The sequence below is a fragment of the Pseudomonas sp. FP453 genome (assembly GCF_030687495.1).
Classification (GTDB): domain Bacteria; phylum Pseudomonadota; class Gammaproteobacteria; order Pseudomonadales; family Pseudomonadaceae; genus Aquipseudomonas.
Window position 1 is genome coordinate 4,975,213 of sequence record NZ_CP117435.1, and the last position, 17,380, is coordinate 4,992,592.

At 60.9% G+C, this 17,380-nt stretch carries 14 protein-coding genes and 3 pseudogenes; 6 read left to right on the forward strand and 11 right to left on the reverse strand.

The features are described from left to right. Window positions 1–2: 2 nt before the first annotated feature. Window positions 3–566, reverse strand: coding sequence for an NAD(P)H nitroreductase (locus PSH87_RS22565; RefSeq protein WP_017738085.1), 564 nt, complete (start codon window positions 564–566; stop codon window positions 3–5). Window positions 567–705: 139 nt separating this feature from the next. Between PSH87_RS22565 and PSH87_RS22570 the strand changes: the two genes are divergently transcribed. The 3 genes from PSH87_RS22570 to PSH87_RS22580 are packed head-to-tail and all read left to right on the forward strand — an operon-like array spanning window position 706 to window position 4,329. Continuing rightward, window positions 706–2,133 (forward strand): di-heme oxidoredictase family protein, encoded by a 1,428-nt coding sequence (locus PSH87_RS22570; RefSeq protein ID WP_305431201.1) that lies wholly within the window; start codon window positions 706–708, stop codon window positions 2,131–2,133. 31 nt (window positions 2,134–2,164) lie between these two features. Beyond that, window positions 2,165–3,229 carry an imelysin family protein gene (locus PSH87_RS22575; protein ID WP_017738087.1) on the forward strand — a complete coding sequence of 355 codons (1,065 nt, stop codon included), beginning with the start codon at window positions 2,165–2,167 and terminating at the stop codon, window positions 3,227–3,229. A gap of 2 nt (window positions 3,230–3,231) precedes the next feature. Then, entirely contained in the window at window positions 3,232–4,329 is a 1,098-nt protein-coding gene (locus PSH87_RS22580) for a DUF1513 domain-containing protein (RefSeq protein ID WP_305434363.1), read from the forward strand. Between the two features lie 60 nt (window positions 4,330–4,389). On the opposite strand, the gene PSH87_RS22585 is transcribed toward PSH87_RS22580, so the two are convergent. The 5 genes and pseudogenes from PSH87_RS22585 to colR all read right to left on the reverse strand — a co-directional run bounded on the left by PSH87_RS22585 (window position 4,390) and on the right by colR (window position 8,164). After that, window positions 4,390–4,617: a hypothetical protein gene (locus PSH87_RS22585; protein ID WP_017738089.1), complete on the reverse strand. Its 228-nt coding sequence runs from the start codon at window positions 4,615–4,617 to the stop codon at window positions 4,390–4,392. Further along, window positions 4,614–5,334: pseudogene (locus PSH87_RS22590) on the reverse strand (lipopolysaccharide kinase InaA family protein). Before PSH87_RS22590 ends, PSH87_RS22585 begins: the two are co-directional and overlap by 4 nt. 4 nt (window positions 5,335–5,338) lie before the next feature. Then, complete coding sequence (locus tag PSH87_RS22595; RefSeq protein WP_257782504.1) at window positions 5,339–6,019, reverse strand: class I SAM-dependent methyltransferase; 681 nt, start codon at window positions 6,017–6,019, stop codon at window positions 5,339–5,341. A gap of 191 nt (window positions 6,020–6,210) precedes the next feature. Further along, entirely contained in the window at window positions 6,211–7,491 is a 1,281-nt protein-coding gene (locus PSH87_RS22600; RefSeq protein WP_305431203.1) for a HAMP domain-containing sensor histidine kinase, read from the reverse strand. Further along, window positions 7,481–8,164 (reverse strand): two-component system response regulator ColR, encoded by a 684-nt coding sequence (gene colR / locus PSH87_RS22605; protein ID WP_026136965.1) that lies wholly within the window; start codon window positions 8,162–8,164, stop codon window positions 7,481–7,483. The genes PSH87_RS22600 and colR overlap by 11 nt, the downstream gene beginning before the upstream one ends. A gap of 201 nt (window positions 8,165–8,365) precedes the next feature. Between colR and PSH87_RS22610 the strand changes: the two genes are divergently transcribed. After that, window positions 8,366–10,315: an LTA synthase family protein gene (locus PSH87_RS22610; RefSeq protein WP_305431204.1), complete on the forward strand. Its 1,950-nt coding sequence runs from the start codon at window positions 8,366–8,368 to the stop codon at window positions 10,313–10,315. Between the two features lie 235 nt (window positions 10,316–10,550). On the opposite strand, the gene groL is transcribed toward PSH87_RS22610, so the two are convergent. From groL to PSH87_RS22635, 5 genes and pseudogenes are all read right to left on the reverse strand, one after another. Further along, on the reverse strand, window positions 10,551–12,197 hold the full coding sequence (groL, locus tag PSH87_RS22615; RefSeq protein ID WP_305431205.1) for a chaperonin GroEL: 1,647 nt from the start codon (window positions 12,195–12,197) through the stop codon (window positions 10,551–10,553). Between the two features lie 50 nt (window positions 12,198–12,247). Next, a complete protein-coding gene (gene groES / locus PSH87_RS22620; RefSeq protein ID WP_003175874.1) occupies window positions 12,248–12,544 on the reverse strand; it encodes a co-chaperone GroES in 297 nt (98 codons plus the stop codon). Between the two features lie 247 nt (window positions 12,545–12,791). Then, window positions 12,792–13,269, reverse strand: a pseudogene (locus PSH87_RS22625) (FxsA family protein). 66 nt (window positions 13,270–13,335) lie between these two features. Further along, window positions 13,336–14,068, reverse strand: a pseudogene (locus tag PSH87_RS22630) (HugZ family protein). Window positions 14,069–14,175: 107 nt separating this feature from the next. Beyond that, entirely contained in the window at window positions 14,176–15,183 is a 1,008-nt protein-coding gene (locus PSH87_RS22635) for a DUF481 domain-containing protein (RefSeq protein ID WP_305431206.1), read from the reverse strand. Window positions 15,184–15,376: 193 nt separating this feature from the next. Between PSH87_RS22635 and PSH87_RS22640 the strand changes: the two genes are divergently transcribed. Together PSH87_RS22640 and PSH87_RS22645 are read left to right on the forward strand one after the other, a co-directional pair. Further along, on the forward strand, window positions 15,377–15,691 hold the full coding sequence (locus PSH87_RS22640) for an MGMT family protein (RefSeq protein ID WP_207040803.1): 315 nt from the start codon (window positions 15,377–15,379) through the stop codon (window positions 15,689–15,691). A gap of 43 nt (window positions 15,692–15,734) precedes the next feature. After that, window positions 15,735–17,267 carry an AmpG family muropeptide MFS transporter gene (locus PSH87_RS22645; protein WP_017736754.1) on the forward strand — a complete coding sequence of 511 codons (1,533 nt, stop codon included), beginning with the start codon at window positions 15,735–15,737 and terminating at the stop codon, window positions 17,265–17,267. Window positions 17,268–17,380 lie beyond the last annotated feature (113 nt).

A 17,380-nucleotide genomic window follows, 5' to 3' on the forward strand; every position in this document is an offset into this window, starting at 1 on the left:
CCTTAGAGACCAGGCCACGCCTGCACAAACGCCGCCACATCTTCCTTCGCCGCCGTGCGCGGCGGGTTCTGCGGCGTGCCCAGGTACAGGAAGCCAATCACTTCCTCACCTTCCGCCAGCCCCAAGCCTTTGGCGACGTGAGCCGAATACGACAATTCACCCGTGCGCCACACCGCACCAATCCCCTGGGCATACGCCGCCAGCAAAATACCGTGGGCCGCGCAACCGGCCGCCAGCAACTGCTCGGACTTCGGCACCTTGAAGTGTTCCTGCAAACGCGCAATCACCACCACCACCAACGGCGCACGCAACGGGCCGTTCTGGGCCTTGTCGATCACCGCTTGCGGGGCGTCGGCGTCTTGCAGGCGTGCGGCCTCGGCCAACAGCGTGCCCATCTGCTCACGGGCGGCGCCTTCCACCGTGAGGAAGCGCCACGGGCGCAGTTGGCCGTGGTCTGGCGCACGCAGGGCGGCGGCGAACAGCACGTCGCGCTGTTCCTGGGTCGGTGCCGGTTCCAGCAGGCGTGGCACGGAAACACGGTTGAGCAAAGCGTCGAGAGCCTGCATTGGCCACCTCCAGAAAAAAATGTGCGGCCATTCTAGCGGGAATGCAGCGCCGGCCACCAAACGATAATTGCTCTTATTCCTTACGCCCTGCCCTGTTAGACTTTGCCACCTTATTTTTGCCCTTCGCTCAGGAAACTCGATGTCCCGTTGGCTTTTTCGCCTGTCCGCTGCACTGCTGGCCTTGAGCCTGACTGCCTGCGACGACGCGCCCCGGTTTACCAAGGCCGAGCCGGGTGAATCGCGGGCGGGCGGCGCGGCGACCGTGAACAAGCGCGACCAGAACGCGTTTTCCCTGCCCTCGGCCAACCTGTCGCCTACGCGCCGCCTGGATTTCAGCGTCGGCAACAGCTTCTTTCGCAGCCCCTGGGTGATTGCGCCGTCGACCACCACGGCGCGTGATGGCCTGGGCCCGCTGTTCAACACCAATGCCTGCCAGAACTGCCATATCAAGGACGGGCGCGGCCATCCGCCATTGCCCGATGCGGCGAATGCGGTGTCGATGCTGGTGCGCCTGTCCATCCCGGACAGTCCCGCCTACGCCAAGGCCATCGAGCAGATGGGCGTGGTACCCGAGCCGGTCTACGGCGGGCAATTGCAGGACATGGCCGTGCCCGGCGTAGCGCCGGAGGGCAAGGTACGGGTCGACTACACGCCGGTCCACGTGACGTTCAAGGACGGCACCGTGGTCGAGTTGCGCAAGCCAGACCTGCAGATCACCCAGCTCGGCTACGGCCCGATGCATCCCGATACACGTTTTTCCGCGCGCATTGCCCCGCCGATGATCGGCCTGGGCTTGCTCGAAGCCATCAGCGACGCCGATATCCTGCGCAACACCGACCCCAGGACCGCCGACAAGGAAGCCATCGTCGGCCGCGCGAATCGGGTCTGGGATGACGCCCAGCACAAGACGGTTCTCGGACGTTTTGGCTGGAAAGCCGGGCAACCGAACCTCAATCAACAAAATGTTCACGCGTTTTCTGGTGATATGGGCCTCACCACTTCACTGAGACCCTTCGATGACTGCACCGATGCCCAAGTCGCCTGCAAACAGGCGCCCAATGGCAATGGCCCCGATGGCGAGCCGGAAGTCAGCGACAACATCCTGCGCCTGGTGCTGTTCTACACACGCAACCTCGCCGTGCCGGCCCGTCGCGGCGTCAACACGCCCGAGGTGCTGGCCGGCAAGAACCTGTTCTACCAGGCCGGTTGCCAGGGCTGCCACAAGCCTGCGTTCACCACGGCGGCCAATGCCGCCGAACCTGAACTGGCCAGCCAGGTGATTCGCCCCTACAGCGACCTGCTGTTGCACGACATGGGCGAAGGCCTGGCCGACAACCGCAGCGAATTCAAGGCCGGTGGCCGCGACTGGCGCACCGCGCCGCTGTGGGGCATTGGCCTGACCCAGACCGTGAGTGGCCACACCCAGTTTTTGCATGACGGCCGCGCCCGCAATCTGCTGGAAGCCGTGCTGTGGCACGGCGGTGAGGCACAAGCGGCGCAGCAGCATGTGTTGTCCTTTAATGCCGAACAGCGCGCTGCGTTGCTGGCGTTCCTGAATTCTTTATAAGCTTCGCCCCAATTACCGAAGGGAGCTTTACATGTTCCGTCCCAAGTTGTTGTTCACCAGCCTCGCCGCCCTCGCCCTGGGCGCCTGCTCGCCGCAAGACCCGCAAGCGGTGACCTCGGCGGCCATCGCCAAGCAAGTGATCCTGCCGACCTACAGCCGTTGGGTCGAAGCGGACCGCCAACTGGCCGTCAGCGCCCTGGCCTACTGCCAGGGCAAGGAAAGCCTGGACACCGCCCGCGCGGACTTCCTCCACGCGCAAAAGGCCTGGGCCGAGTTGCAACCGCTGCTGATCGGCCCGCTGGCCGAGGGCAACCGTTCGTGGCAAGTGCAGTTCTGGCCGGACAAGAAAAACCTCGTCGGCCGCCAGGTTGAACAGTTGGTCACCGCCCAGCCGCAGATCGATGGCGCCGCACTGGCCAAATCCAGCGTTGTGGTGCAGGGCCTGTCGGCTTACGAATACATCCTCTACGACGCCAAGACCGACATCGCCGACGAAGCGCAGAAAGCCCGCTACTGCCCGCTGCTGGTCGCCATCGGTGACCGCCAGAAGGCCTTGGCCGAAGAGATCCTGGCGAGCTGGAACAGCACCGACGGCATGCTCGCGCAGATGAGCAAGTTTCCGAACCAGCGCTACGCCGATTCCCACGAAGCCATTGCCGATCTGCTGCGCGTCCAGGTGACCGCACTGGATACCCTGAAGAAAAAACTCGGCACGCCGATGGGTCGCCAGACCAAGGGCATCCCGCAGCCGTTCCAGGCCGATGCCTGGCGCAGCCAGTCGTCCCTGCAAAGCCTCGAAGCCAGTCTCGCCGCCGCCCAGACCGTATGGGTCGGTGTCGACAACAAAGGCCTGCGTGGCCTGCTGCCATCTGATCAGAAGGCGTTGGCCGACAAGATCGACGCCGCCTACGCCGCGTCGCTGAAACTGTTCGCCAGCAACCAGCGCACCCTCAACGAACTGTTGGGCGACGATGCCGGCCGCCAACAGCTCAACGACCTCTATGACAGCCTCAACGTCGTCCACCGCCTGCACGAAGGCGAGCTGGCCAAGGCGCTGGGCATCCAACTGGGCTTTAACGCCAACGACGGTGACTGATGATGCTCAGGCGACAGGCTTTGGCCGTTGGCAGTGTGCTGCTCAGCGCCCTTACATTGGGTGGCTGGACGCTGTTCAAGCAAAAGGACAAGGGCCCGCTGCTGTTGTCGGCGCGGGATGATGGCGACGGCAAGCACTATGCCGTCGGGTTTCGCCTGGACGGCAAGCAGATGTTTGCCACCCAGGTCGGCCAGCGCTGCCACGACATCATCAACCACCCGACGCTGCCGATTGCGCTGTTTGTCGCCCGTCGCCCGGGGACCGAGAGTTACCTGATCGACTTGCGCGACGGCACGCTGCTGCAAACCATCACCTCCAAGGCCAATCGCCACTTCTATGGCCACGCGGTCATTCACAAGAGCGGCGACTGGCTGTACGCCACCGAGAACGACACGTCCGACCCCGGCCGTGGTTTGCTCGGCGTGTACACGTTTGAAGGCGAGCGGCTGGTGCACAGCGGCGAGATTTCCACCCACGGCATCGGCCCGCACCAGGTGTCATGGATGCCCGACGGTGAAACCCTGGTGGTGGCCAACGGCGGCATTCGCACCGAAGCTGAAAGCCGCGTCGAGATGAACCTCAACGCCATGGAACCCAGCCTGGTGCTGATGCACCGCGACGGTACGCTGATAAGCAAGGAAACCCTCGGCCAGCAGATGAACAGCGTGCGCCACATGGGCATCGCCAGTGATGGCACCGTCCTCACCGGGCAGCAGTTCATGGGGCCGTCCCAAGAGCGTTCCGAGTTGCTCGCAATCAAGCGGCCCGGGCAACCGTTCGTGGCGTTCCCGGTGGCCGATGAGCAGTTACAGGCCATGGGGCACTACACCGCCAGCGTCGCCGTGCACAGCGAGTTGCGCCTGGTGGCGTTGACTGCACCGCGGGGCAATCGCTTCTTTATCTGGGACATGGACAGCGGTGAGCTGCGCCTGGACGGGCCGCTGCCGGACTGTGCTGGCGTGGGCGCGGTGGCGGATGGGTTTGTTGTCACATCCGGCCAAGGCCGTTGCCGTTTCTACGACTGCCGCCAAACACCGTTGGTGGCAACACCCTTGGAATTGCCGGCAGGGCTGTGGGATAACCATCTGCATCTGGTCTGAAGCCAACGCACAAAAAAAGGCCTCGCATTGCGAGGCCTTTTTTGTCGGGCTTGAATCGTTTCAACTCTGCGGCCTCATGCCTTGGGACATGCCAAACATAAACAACAGCAACTCATGATCAGGCTTGACCGCCGTACTCGCCTTGGCAACGCGCGGCAGCAAGCACTGCGCACTGCCTTGCACGGCACTGAGGACTTGTGTGCGAGGTTGTTCCCATGCGGCCAGGGCCAGCGCTGCAACGCCCATCGCCCCCACCAGGAACAAACCTCGTGCTATTTCTAGCTTCATCTGGTTAAACCCTTGATAGCGCTGCCAAACGCCGTCTCGTAAAAGTAGCTGAGTTTGTTCCAGTCGGCGCTGCTCCACGACGAATGGCGTCGCAGTTGCTGCATGTCATGGGAGGCCGCCCGATAAGCGGTCAGCCGTTGCCGACATTTCTCGAAATCCAGCAAGGCAATGTCGACGTTGGCCGAGTCGCCTGTACCGGTGACGCGTATAAAAACGTGCTTGGCATACAGGCAACCGTGCTGCCAGCGGCCCTTGTGCATGCGCACCAGTGTTCCGGCCAACTCCTTGAGCACACGTTCGTGGACCAATTCGCCGTACCGCTCGCGGCCACCGGCGGCATACCAGTTTTCGATTTCATCGAAGCCGTCCAGGGCCGCCGTCACCAACAGTGCCTTCCATTGGTGCTCAGGGTCGCGACGCGCCTCGCAAAACACCAGGTCCGGCACCCGCACATCGAGCGCGCGCAGGCCCTTGAGTGCATCACGCTCGCGCAACACGGTCGGGGCGTCCAAAGGGATGCAACCAGCTGCGGTAGATATGCCCGGTCTGGCGCTTGCTGTAGAGCAAGCGCCCATTGGGGCCGGTCACCCGTTGCACACCGCTTTCACCGCCGCGCCGACGGTTGGGCTCCTCGACCCACTCGCCCTGCTGGCGCCAGAAAAAATCGAATTTTTCTTCGGGAGCTACGTGACTGCCTGCTACGCACTCAACTGCCATCCTGTTACCTCTTTCTCAATACATACACTCGCCACATGGCATAGAGCGGCATGAAGTCCAGAGATTCCTGAACGCGGAAACCCGCCTGCTCGAATTCGTCTTCAACAGTAGCAGCTGGTAACACAAAGCGATTTTGGTAACCGTCCTGCTCACCTTTGCCACGACGTTTTTCTTCGAGACGCTTACGTTTCCAAGCCTTGAAATTGCCATCGACCCACAGCGAAAGAATCACGCTGTCCCGTGTAACACGCTGAAACTCCCGCAATATCGCGACCCGGTGCACCGGGTCACCAATGTGGTGCAGCAAGCGCATGCAGAAAATGCTGTCCACCGAGTTATCCGGCAAATCGATATCGAAGGCAGATGTCTGCAAGGGCCGTACCCGTTTCACCACATCCGCCGGTTGAGCGGCCATCGCGACCTTCAACATCGACGCGGAATTGTCCGCGCCGATAATCACGCGGTTGGGCTTTTCCGCCAGTAGCGGCCAGAAGCGCCCCGCGCCGCAGGGCAGGTCCAACACCAGGCCAGGCTCGCCGGCCATGGCCAGCGCACCACGGGCCAATTGCTCATCGCGTTTGTGGGACAACCGGCGCGCCAGATTGTCCTTGTGCTTGAGCAAATATTCCTGGGCGTGCTGATCGTCGTACTTATCGGAAAATTCGAGCTTGATCGGGGAAGTCATCAACGGATCTCCAGTAGCTGATGCCTACAACCTTAAGCATCCAACTGTGATGATCCGGTCAACTCTTTGTGAAAAACTTGTCCTGTCTAATCCCATACATTTCAAGACTTTACGGACACATTCAGTATCATGTAGCCATCTTCGCCGAAAATCAGAACAGGCTTGCCGCAGCATAACGGCAAGCCCGGCCCTCAGGACTTGACCTGGCGCAGCTCGACGTGAAAGCGGCAGCCGTTGGGTTCCATGGTGCTCAGACTGACGCTCCAGCCCTGGTTCTCACAGATCCGTTGCACCAACGACAAGCCCAGGCCAAGGCCTTCGCCGCGCTTCTCGCTGCCACGCACAAAGGGCTCGAACATGGCTTCGCGCTTGTCTTCGGGGATGCCCACGCCTGAGTCCTCCACCACGAAACCTTCCGATTCCAGGGTCAGGCGGATAAAGCCGTGCTCGGTGTAGTGCAGGGCATTGCGCAGCAGGTTGCCCATGACCGCGTGCAGGAACGTCGCGTTGTAGCGCGTGTCCAGCGGGTTGCCCGGCTGATAGATCAGCGCCAGGCCTTTGCGTTCGATCGGCTCGCGCCAGATGTTGAGCAAATCATCCGCCACCTGCTCCAGCGTAACCTGGGGCGACATGCTGCCATCGTCGTGCTGGGCGCGGGCGAGCATGAGGAAGGTCTGCACCAGCTCGCGCATTTCTTCACAGGCGCGGGCGATGCGTTCCACCTGGTTGCGCCCGCGCTGGTCGATGGCCGGGTTTTCCAGCAGCAGTTCGCAGGAACTGGCCAGGACCATCAACGGCGTGCGCAACTCGTGGCTCACATCACTGGTGAACAACTGCTCGCGGGACAGTGCCTGGCGCAGGCGGCCCAGGGTGGCGTCGAACGCCACGGCCAGTTCGCCCACTTCATCGGCCGCGTAGTCCGGCGCCAGGGGCGGTGCCAGGCCGAGCAACTGGTCGCGGTGGCGCACCTGACGGGCCAGGCGCACCACCGGTGCCATCACTTTGCGCGCCAGCACCCAGCCGAGAAACACCGCCAATGCCAGGCTGAGCACAAAGCCCACCAGCACCACGGCGAACAGCACACGCTCACGCTCTTCGAAATCGCTTTGATCCTGCAGCAGCACGTAGCGCCGGCCATCCACCACTTCGACCATGGCGTGGTACGACAGCGCCTCACGGAACACTTCATGGAAGCCCGGCTCCAGGTGACGCAGGTCCTTGGGCAACTCGAAATCCCCAGGGCCACCGCTGAAATAAAACAGCTGGTCCGGCTCCGGACGGTGGTTCCAGTCCTCGACGCTGTCCATCAGCAGCAGGCGTTGCAAATCGCCGCCGAGGCCCGCCGAGATCAGTTTCTCTTCCACCAGGTGCACGGTGGCGACGATGCCCATGGCGAAGGCCCCCGCCACCAACGCACTCATCAAGGCAAAGGCGATGATGATCCGCTGGGCAAGGCTTTGCTTAAACTCCATCACGCCCCTCGGCCAGGCGATAACCGACGCCGTGCACCGTTTGCAGCAACGGCTTGGCGAACGGTTTGTCGATCACTTGGCGCAATTGATGGACGTGGCTGCGCAGGCTGTCGCTGTCCGGGCAGTCGTCGCCCCACAGGGCTTCTTCAAGGATTTCCCGGCGCAGGACGTGCGGGCTCTTTTGCATCAGCACCGCCAGCAATTTCAGGCCGACCGGGTTGAGCTTGAGCAGGCGCCCTTCGCGGGTGACTTCCAGGGTATCGAGGTCGTAGCTCAGGTCTGCCACTTGCAGGGCACGGCGGCCGCCACCCTGGGCGCGGCGCAGCACGGCTTCGATGCGTGCAGCCAATTCCGAGAGGGCGAAGGGTTTGAGCAAGTAGTCATCGGCGCCGGACTTGAAGCCCTGCAGGCGGTCATCCAGTTGGTCGCGGGCGGTGAGCATGATTACCGGCGTGTCGCGGCGGGCGTCTTCGCGCAGGCGCTTGCACAGGGTGTAGCCATCGATGCCGGGCAGCATGATGTCGAGCACGATCAGGTCGTAATGCTCGGTGGCGGCCAGGTGCAGGCCCGACAAACCGTCCTGCGCACAGTCCACGGTATAGCCTTTGAGCCCCAGGTAATCGGCCAGGTTGGCCAGAATATCGCGGTTGTCTTCAACCAATAGAATTCGCATGGGCAGTGTCTCCGTACGCGGTAACGGCCGTGTTGGCTCGCGCAGCTTAAGGCCAAGTGTGGCTCAGGGATAGACCTGCAAGGCCCATCGATACAGGTTTTCAACCGATATTTCAGTTGAACGAGATTTTCACTATAGCTTCACAAACTGACTACAGCGTCAGGCCGAAGATCCCCGCCCATTGATCTTAGGAAAATACATATGGGCTTTCTGAAAACCGCGCCTATGCGCTATTTGCTGTTGGTAACCGGCGCCTGGCTCGCCGTTTTCCTGCTCACGCGTGGCGTGTTGCTCATCACTCACCTGGACGAAGTGAGTGGCAACCTGCTGCCGGTATTTGGCGTGGGCCTGCTGTACGACCTGGGTTTCCTCGCCTATGCCGCCCTGCCGCTGGGGTTGTACCTGCTGCTCTGCCCGCCTGCGTTGTGGCATCGCCGGGGCCATCGCTGGTTTCTGCAAGCGGTGCTCACGGTCAGCCTGTTCGCGATGCTGTTTACCTCCGTCGCCGAATGGCTGTTCTGGGATGAGTTCGGCGTGCGCTTCAACTTTATCGCCGTCGATTACCTGGTGTACTCCGACGAGGTGTTGAACAACCTGCTGGAGTCCTACCCCATCGGCAAGCTGCTCAGCCTGCTGGCGATGCTGGCGATTGTGCTGAGCCTGCTCCTGCGCAAGCCCTTCAACGCGGCAATGAACGCGCCACTGCCCCCCCTGCGTGGCCGTCTGTTGAATGCGCTGGGCCTGTTGGTGATCGCCGGCCTCAGCCTGCAACTGATCAGCCAGGACAGCCCACGCACCCAGGGCGGCAATGCCTACAACAACGAGCTGGCCAGCAACGGCCCGTATCAGTTTTTCGCCGCCTTCCGTAACAACGAACTGGACTACCCACAGTTCTACAAAACCCTGCCCACCGACGTAATCGCCAAGCAGCTGCGTGCCGAGCTCAGCGAGCCCAACGCGCGCTTTATCGGCAAAGACCCGCTGGATATCCGCCGGGCCATCGACAACCCCGGCACGTTGCGCAAACCCAACATTGTGCTGGTGACCATCGAAAGCTTCAGCGCCAAGTACATGGGCAGCAACGGCGATGAGCGCAACCTCACGCCCAACCTCGATGCGCTGCGCAAGCAAAGCCTGTACTTCAATAACTTCTATGCCACCGGCACGCGCACCGACCGTGGGCTGGAGGCGATTACCCTGGCAATCCCGCCGACGCCTGGCCGCTCGATCGTCAAGCGTATTGGCCGTGAAAGCGGTTTCGCCAGCCTCGGCCAGCAACTCAGCGCCATCGGCTACGACAGCGTGTTCGTCTATGGCGGCCGCGGTTACTTCGACAACATGAACGCGTTTTTCAGCGGCAACGGTTATCGGGTCGTGGACCAGAGCAGCGTGCCAGAAGCGGAAATCTCGTTTAAAAACGCCTGGGGCATGGCCGACGAAGACCTCTACAAACAAACCCTGAAACTGGCCGATGCCGATTACGCCAAGCAGCAGCCGTTCTTGCTGCAACTGATGACCACCTCCAACCACCGTCCGTACACCTACCCGGACGGGCGCATCGACATCAAGTCCGGCAACGGCCGCGATGGTGCGGTGAAGTACACCGACCACGCCATCGGTGAATTCCTCGCCGCTGCGCGCCAGAAACCCTGGTTCGATAACACGATCTTTGTGTTTGTTGCCGACCACACCGCTGGCAGCGCGGGCAAGGAAGACCTGCCCATCACCAACTACCAGATCCCGCTGTTCGTCTATGCGCCAAAGCTGATCGATGCCCGGGAAAGCGCGCAACTGGCCAGCCAGATCGACCTGGCGCCGACGTTGCTGGGGTTGATCAACCTCAGCTACGAGTCGACCTTCTTTGGCCGCAACCTGTTGCAAGACAATCCACTGCCGCCGCGCGTGGTCGTCGGCAACTATCAGCACCTGGGCTTGTTTGACGGCAAGGACCTGGCGATTCTCAGCCCACGCCTGGGCTTGCGTCGCCACGACCAGGCGCTGGGTGAAAGCCAGGAGTTGCGCGTGGGCAGTGATGACCCGTTGATTCAGCGGGCGATCACCTATTACCAGGGCGCCAGTTATGGGTTCAAGCAGCAGTTGTTGAGCTGGAAGGGGGCCAAGGAGGCGAGCCCGCAGTTGAGCACACGCTAAGGCACGGGAGCTGGCTTACGGGGGCTGGCTTGCGTGGGAGCTGGCTTGCCTGCGATAGCATCACCTCGGTTCTACTGATACACCGAGTTGCCTGCATCGCAGGCAAGCCAGCTCCCACATAACCCAGTCCCACCGTTCGATGGGTGAAGCATTCAAGACACTGGCCTCAAGCCATAAAAAAGCCCCGCCTGCATCACTGCAGGCGGGGCTTTTTCAGTACGGGGGTAAGGCTGGCTTACATCATGCCGCCCATGCCACCCATGCCGCCCATGTCTGGCATACCGCCGCCAGCTGGAGCAGATTTGGCCGGTGCATCAGCAACTGCCGCTTCGGTAGTCAGGATCAGACCGCCGATGGAGGAAGCTGCTTGCAGCGCCGAACGAGTCACCTTGGTAGGGTCCAGGATGCCCATTTCGATCATGTCGCCGTACTCGCCAGTCGCAGCGTTGTAACCGAAGTTACCTTTGCCGTTCTTGACTGCGTTAACCACAACGCTTGGCTCATCACCGCTGTTAGCGGAGATCTGACGCAGCGGAGCTTCAACAGCGCGACGCAGTACAGCGATACCCACGTCCTGGTCGGCGTTGTCGCCTTTCAGGCCACTGATCGCTTCCAGCGCACGGATCAGCGCAACGCCACCGCCAGGTACCACGCCTTCTTCAACGGCTGCACGGGTTGCGTGCAGGGCGTCTTCAACGCGGGCTTTCTTCTCTTTCATTTCAACTTCGGAACCAGCGCCAACCTTGATCACTGCAACGCCGCCGGACAGCTTGGCCAGGCGCTCTTGCAGTTTTTCACGGTCGTAGTCGGACGAAGTCTCGGCAACCTGGGCGCGGATCTGGGTGATGCGCGACTGGATGTCAGCTTCAACGCCAGCACCGTCAACGATGATGGTGTTTTCCTTGGAGATGGTCACGCGCTTGGCGCTGCCCAGGTTTTCCAGGGTGGCGCTTTCCAGGCTCAGGCCGATCTCTTCGGAGATAACGGTACCGCCGGTCAGGACGGCGATGTCCTGCAGCATGGCCTTGCGACGGTCGCCGAAGCCTGGAGCCTTGACGGCTGCGACTTTAACGATGCCGCGCATGTTGTTCACAACCAGAGTCGCCAGGGCTTCGCCTTCAACGTCTTCGGAAACGATCAGCAGTGGACGGCCGGCTTTGGCAACGGCTTCCAGCACTGGCAGCATTTCGCGGATGTTCGAGATCTTTTTGTCGACCAGCAGGATCAGCGGGCTTTCCAGCTCGGCAACCATGGTGTCTGGCTTGTTGACGAAGTACGGGGACAGGTAGCCACGGTCGAACTGCATGCCTTCAACAACCGACAGTTCGTTTTCCAGGCCAGTGCCTTCTTCAACGGTGATCACGCCTTCTTTACCGACTTTTTCCATGGCTTCGGCAATGATGTCGCCGATGGAGCTGTCGGAGTTGGCGGAGATGGTGCCTACCTGAGCGATAGCCTTGGTGTCAGCGCATGGCTTGGACAGGTTTTTCAGCTCGGCAACGATGGCGATGGTCGCCTTGTCGATGCCGCGTTTCAGGTCCATCGGGTTCATGCCGGCAGCGACAGCTTTGTAGCCTTCGTTGACGATAGCCTGAGCCAGAACGGTAGCGGTGGTAGTACCGTCGCCTGCGTCATCGTTGGCACGGGAGGCAACGTCTTTGACCAGCTGCGCGCCCATGTTTTCGAAACGGTCTTCCAGTTCGATTTCTTTGGCGACGGAAACGCCGTCCTTGGTGATGGTCGGGGCGCCGAAGCTCTTCTCGATGATCACGTTACGGCCTTTCGGGCCCAGGGTCGCTTTTACTGCGTCAGCCAGGATGTTGACACCGGTGAGCATTTTTTTACGGGCGGAATCGCCGAATTTAACTTCTTTAGCAGCCATGATCGATATTCCTTAAATACTTTGTAGTAACGGGAAAATGAGCGGGGAAATCAGTCTTCCAGAACGGCGAGAATCTCGTTCTCAGCCATGACCAGCAGATCTTCGCCATCAACTTTCACAGTGTTGCTGCCGGAGTAAGGGCCGAATACAACCTTGTCGCCGACTTTTACGGCCAGCGCACGCACGTCACCGTTTTCCAGAGTCTTGCCTGGGCCTGCAGCGACGATCACACCGTGGTTGGCTTTTTCAGCAGCCGAACCTGGCAGAACGATACCGCCAGCGGTTTTCTTTTCTTCTTCGCTGCGACGGATTACGACGCGGTCGTGCAGAGGACGAAGCTTGCTCATTGTCGATCTCTCCTAATTGTGTTTTTCATCGGCCGGTATCAGTACCGGCGGGTTGTATTCCGGCTGTGCCGGTCGCGCCTCGCCAAGCAAGACGCGGAAGTCTGTCTGGTGTCGCCACCAGAAACCTTGCGGTGACCGATACATAAGGGCGCATAAGCTTATTACAAGGGGCCGCGGCGGAAATTTTTTACCTGTGCCGACGGCTGAAAGCAACACGGCACCCAGAGGTGCCGTGCCAGTGAAGCGGTTATTTGCTGTCGCGGTGTTCGAACTCGCCTTCGATCACATCACCTTCACGCCCCAGCGGTTGGCGCGGGGCCGGGCCGCCACGGGGTTGCAGGTCGTCGGCGAACGCACGCTGACGCAGGGCAGCCTCTTCGGCACGCTGGCGCATCTTGCCGGCGAGCAGCTTGCGCGAGAACGGGCAACAACAGCAGCAGGCCGATCACGTCACTGATGAAACCCGGCAGGATCAACAGGCCACCGGCCAGGGCCATCATCAGGCCTTCAAGCATGGTCTGAGCTGGCAGTTCGCCACGATTCAGGCTTTCACGGGCCCGCAGTGCCGTGGCCAGGCCGGCGACGCGCAGCACCAACACGCCAAGCATCGAGCCGAGAATGATCAGCAGCAATGCCGGGAAAAACCCGATTGCACTGCTGACTTGAACGAAGACGAACAGCTCCAACACTGGAAATAGCAGAAAGAGCAATAAAAAAGGGCGCATCAACTGGTTCCTCAACGCAAGAATGCCTTGCTAGTCCACCTTAGATGACGTCGCCGTTTCGTGAATTCAAGCGCTGGCTGCGGTTTTTTTCGGCCAGGCCGCGGCGTGAGCCAATGAAACCAGGGGCTTCGCGCACTTGTGTCGGCGTGTTGCAAGGCTCTGCAAAAGGCAGCCAATGCAACGACTGGCCGACACGCAAGTGCATGCCTTCACTGTCGATACCGGCCAACTGCGCGGGCTCACGGGTGGGCAAGCCGGTCAATTCGACGTAATGGGCGATGGCCTTGGTGTGGTCGCTGTTCATGTGTTCGATCATGCTGCGCTCGGCCTTGCCGGCAAACGGGTTGGCCAGGGTGAGCTGATCAACCCAGTGAATCGCGCCAAACCCGCCGATGTAGCGATGGCGCACCGGCTTGAGCACCCAGAAATCGAAGTCATGGGCCTTGTGGTAGTTGGCCGAGTCGGGGAAGTAGCGGTAATAACGCTCTGCCGCCGCTTCAATCGCGACCGGGTCGTCGATCTTCTCGGCTTCGCCCAGGTAGGTCAGGCGCCCCACCGCTTGCACGTCGTCCGCCTCGCGCTCGCCGACCAGCAGCGAACACTTGGGGTCTTTTTGCAGGTTGTGGGTGTGCTGGGCGATGCGGCTGATCAGGATCAGCGGGCGGCCCTGCTCGTCGAGGCAGTACGGCACCACTGAACCGAAAGGAAACCCGGGCATGGCTTTGGATTGTGTGGCGAGAGCCCCACGGTATTCCTTGAGCAAAAGCTCGCGGGCGTTCTTGGCAACCTGTGCGCTCAACGTATGACTCCTCGGGGTATTCAGCCGCCCATGGCATATGGGAATGGATCTCAACACAAGGTAATCAATATCCGCAGAGGTTGCCAAGCAGGTTTTGTTCGACCTTGTTACCAGGCCACGCCAAAACCTGCGGTATAGCGGGTCTTGCTCAAGCTGCTGTCGGAATCGCCACTGATGATGTCGCGCTCGGCCTTGAGATTGAGGGACGCCCATTCGGTGACTTTGTAGCGCAGGCCCATTTCCGCATCCAGGGAATAGTCGATCGGCCCATCCACCGGTTTGCCCAGTTCCCCTGTGGTGAAGAACTCAACGGTCTTGCCCACTAGATAGCGGTTGTAGTTCCACTTCATGGCCAATGAGTAGAAATGGTCTTTGCCGCCCTCGGAATATTCGTAATCGGTGCGGTTGACCAGGGAACCGAGGGAGAACGCGCCCAGTTCATCATCCCAGAACTGGTAGCCCGGGCCGGTACCGACGGTGCGCTGGCGCGACAGGTCTTCAACCTTGTCGCGCTTGTAGGTCAAACGGCCCTGCCAGAACCAGTGCTCGGTGATAAACCGGTCCAGGTCATATTCCAGCGCCCAGTTGTCGGTGGTGGTCACGTCATCCTGGAACTCGCGGTTGTACTCGCCCTGCCCGGTGTGACGCCACTGGCCGTGGCGCGCAGTGGTCTTGAAGTCGATATCGTAGTCATTGGTGTCTTTTTCCGCACGCTTGTAGTCCAGCGCCAGATCGACATTGCCCTTCCACACCAGGTCTTCGATCACCGGCTTGGGCTTGATGATCTGCTGGATGCTCGCCAGGTCGACGGTCTTCGGCGCCTCACCGTTGGCCAGGACCACCTTGCCGTCATCCGCCGCTTTCAACGACTTGGCCTTCTCGCCGGTGTAGGCGTCCTGCTTGACCAGCAACTCCTGGTCGCTCTCCAGGGTTTTCACCTGTTTCCAGTCAATCGGGATGGCCCCTGCGTAGTCGGTCTGAATCAGCAGCTTGCCACCGTCGAAGACTTTGATCTTGCCGCTCAGGCGGTCACCGTTCTTCAACCAGACGGTGTCAGCCAGCAAGGGCGTGGAGGCGCTGAAAACAGCAAGGCACAGCAGGGTTCTGGACAACATAAGCGGATTCGGGGCTCAGGATTGGCGAAAAGGGCGCGATATCGTGTTAGATAGCTAGGACTGACTCAAGGATTAATATTGAGTTCAATTCTCATCAGCATAATTACAGACGTTTCTTACAATTAGGCCGAAGATCTCAACGGATGTACCCACAGTGAATCAACCCGCCGACACCCCGCAAAGCCCCGCCGAAATGCGCCGTACGGCGCTGTACCTGACGCTGGCCCAGGTGCCTGAAGGCTGCGTGGTGAGTTACGGCGAGCTGGCACAGCTGGCCGGATTGGGCCGCGCAGCGCGCTGGGTCGGGCGCACGTTGAGCCAGTTGCCGCAAGACACGCGGCTGCCCTGGCACCGGGTGCTGGCTGCCGGTGGTCGGATAAGCCTGCCAGTGGGCAGCGCCTCGGGCGACGAACAACGTGCGCGTTTACGCAGCGAAGGTGTCAGTATCCTGAACAATCGCGTGGATATTCAGCGTCATGGCTGGCGCCCGGTAGAGCACAGCGGTTAGAGTGCGCGCTTTGTTTTCGCAATCCTGAGGCAGACTCCAGCCCATGCCCCGTAAAACCTGGCGCGCCGCGCTCGCCGCCTATGCCAGCCCCTCGACATTAGTCCTGTTGTTGCTCGGCTTTGCCGCCGGCCTGCCTTACATGTTGGTGTTCTCGACGCTTTCGGTGTGGCTGCGTGAGGCCGGTGTGGCCCGCGAGACCATCGGCTATGCGAGCCTGATCGGTTTGGCGTACGCCTTCAAATGGGTCTGGTCGCCGCTGCTCGATCAGTGGCGCCTGCCAATCCTCGGCAAACTCGGGCGTCGTCGTTCCTGGCTGGTGCTTGCCCAGTCGCTGGTGATCCTCGGACTGATCGGCATGGGTTTCTGCGATCCGCAGAAACACCTGTCCTGGCTGATAGCCATCGCCGTGGTCGTGGCCTTCGCGTCGGCCACCCAGGATATTGCGGTGGACGCCTACCGCCTGGAAATTGCCGACGACAGCCGCCAGGCCGCCCTGGCTGCCAGCTATATGTCCGGCTACCGCATCGCCGCCCTGCTGGCCACGGCCGGTGCACTGTTCTTTGCCGAAGGCTTCGGCTCCACCGGTTTCAACTACCAGCACTCGGCGTGGCTCGGCACCTATGTGCTGTTCGGCGTACTGATGGTGCCGGCGCTGCTGACCACCCTGTTCATGCGCGAACCGAACGTGCCACTGCGCACCCAATTGCAGGCCGGGCGCTACAGCTTTGTGCACCAACTGGTCTCGGTGTTCGTGCTGATTGTGCTGCTGGTGTCAGTGCCGGCGATGTTCACCCAGCTGTACAACACCGATTTCGAGAGCGTGATGTTCCACGGCATGAGCCTGTGGGACCTGCTGATGGACGACCGCGCGTTCCTGCGGGCCATCCTCTATATCACCCTCACCGCGCTGTGCCTGTCGGCCATGGGCCGCCGCGGCCTGGCGCCGGTGCTGACGCCGGTCAACGACTTTATCCTGCGTTACCGCTGGCAAGCGCTGCTGCTGCTCGGGCTGATTGCCACCTACCGCATGTCCGACACGGTGATGGGCGTGATGGCCAACGTGTTCTACATCGACCAGGGCTTTACCAAGGACCAGATCGCCGGAGTCAGCAAGATCTTCGGCCTGATCATGACCCTGCTCGGCGCCGGCATGGGTGGCCTGCTGATTGTGCGGTTCGGTATCTTGCCGATCCTGTTTATCGGCGGTGTGTTCTCCGCCGGTACCAACCTGCTGTTCGTGGCGCTGGCCGACATGGGCCCGGACTTGCAGATGCTGATCTTCACCATTTCCCTGGATAACTTCAGCTCGGGCATGGCCACCTCAGCATTCGTCGCCTACTTGTCGAGCCTGACCAACCTGAAGTTCTCTGCCACCCAATACGCCCTGCTCAGCTCGATCATGCTGCTGCTGCCGCGCCTGATCGGCGGCTATTCGGGGGTGATGGTGGAGAAGTTCGGTTATCACAACTTCTTCCTGATTACCTGCCTGCTGGGCGTGCCGACGCTGTTTCTGATTGCGTTGCATTGGTTTCAGGAAAATCGGCGGGCGCGGTTGAATCCAACGCAAGAAGACTGACACACCCCGATCAGTGTGGGAGCCAGCTCCCACAAAAACACACTGCGACCTCGCGCCTGTACTCCAGCAGCAACCGCCCGTACAATCCCAAGTCATTTCAAGTCCAAGCAACC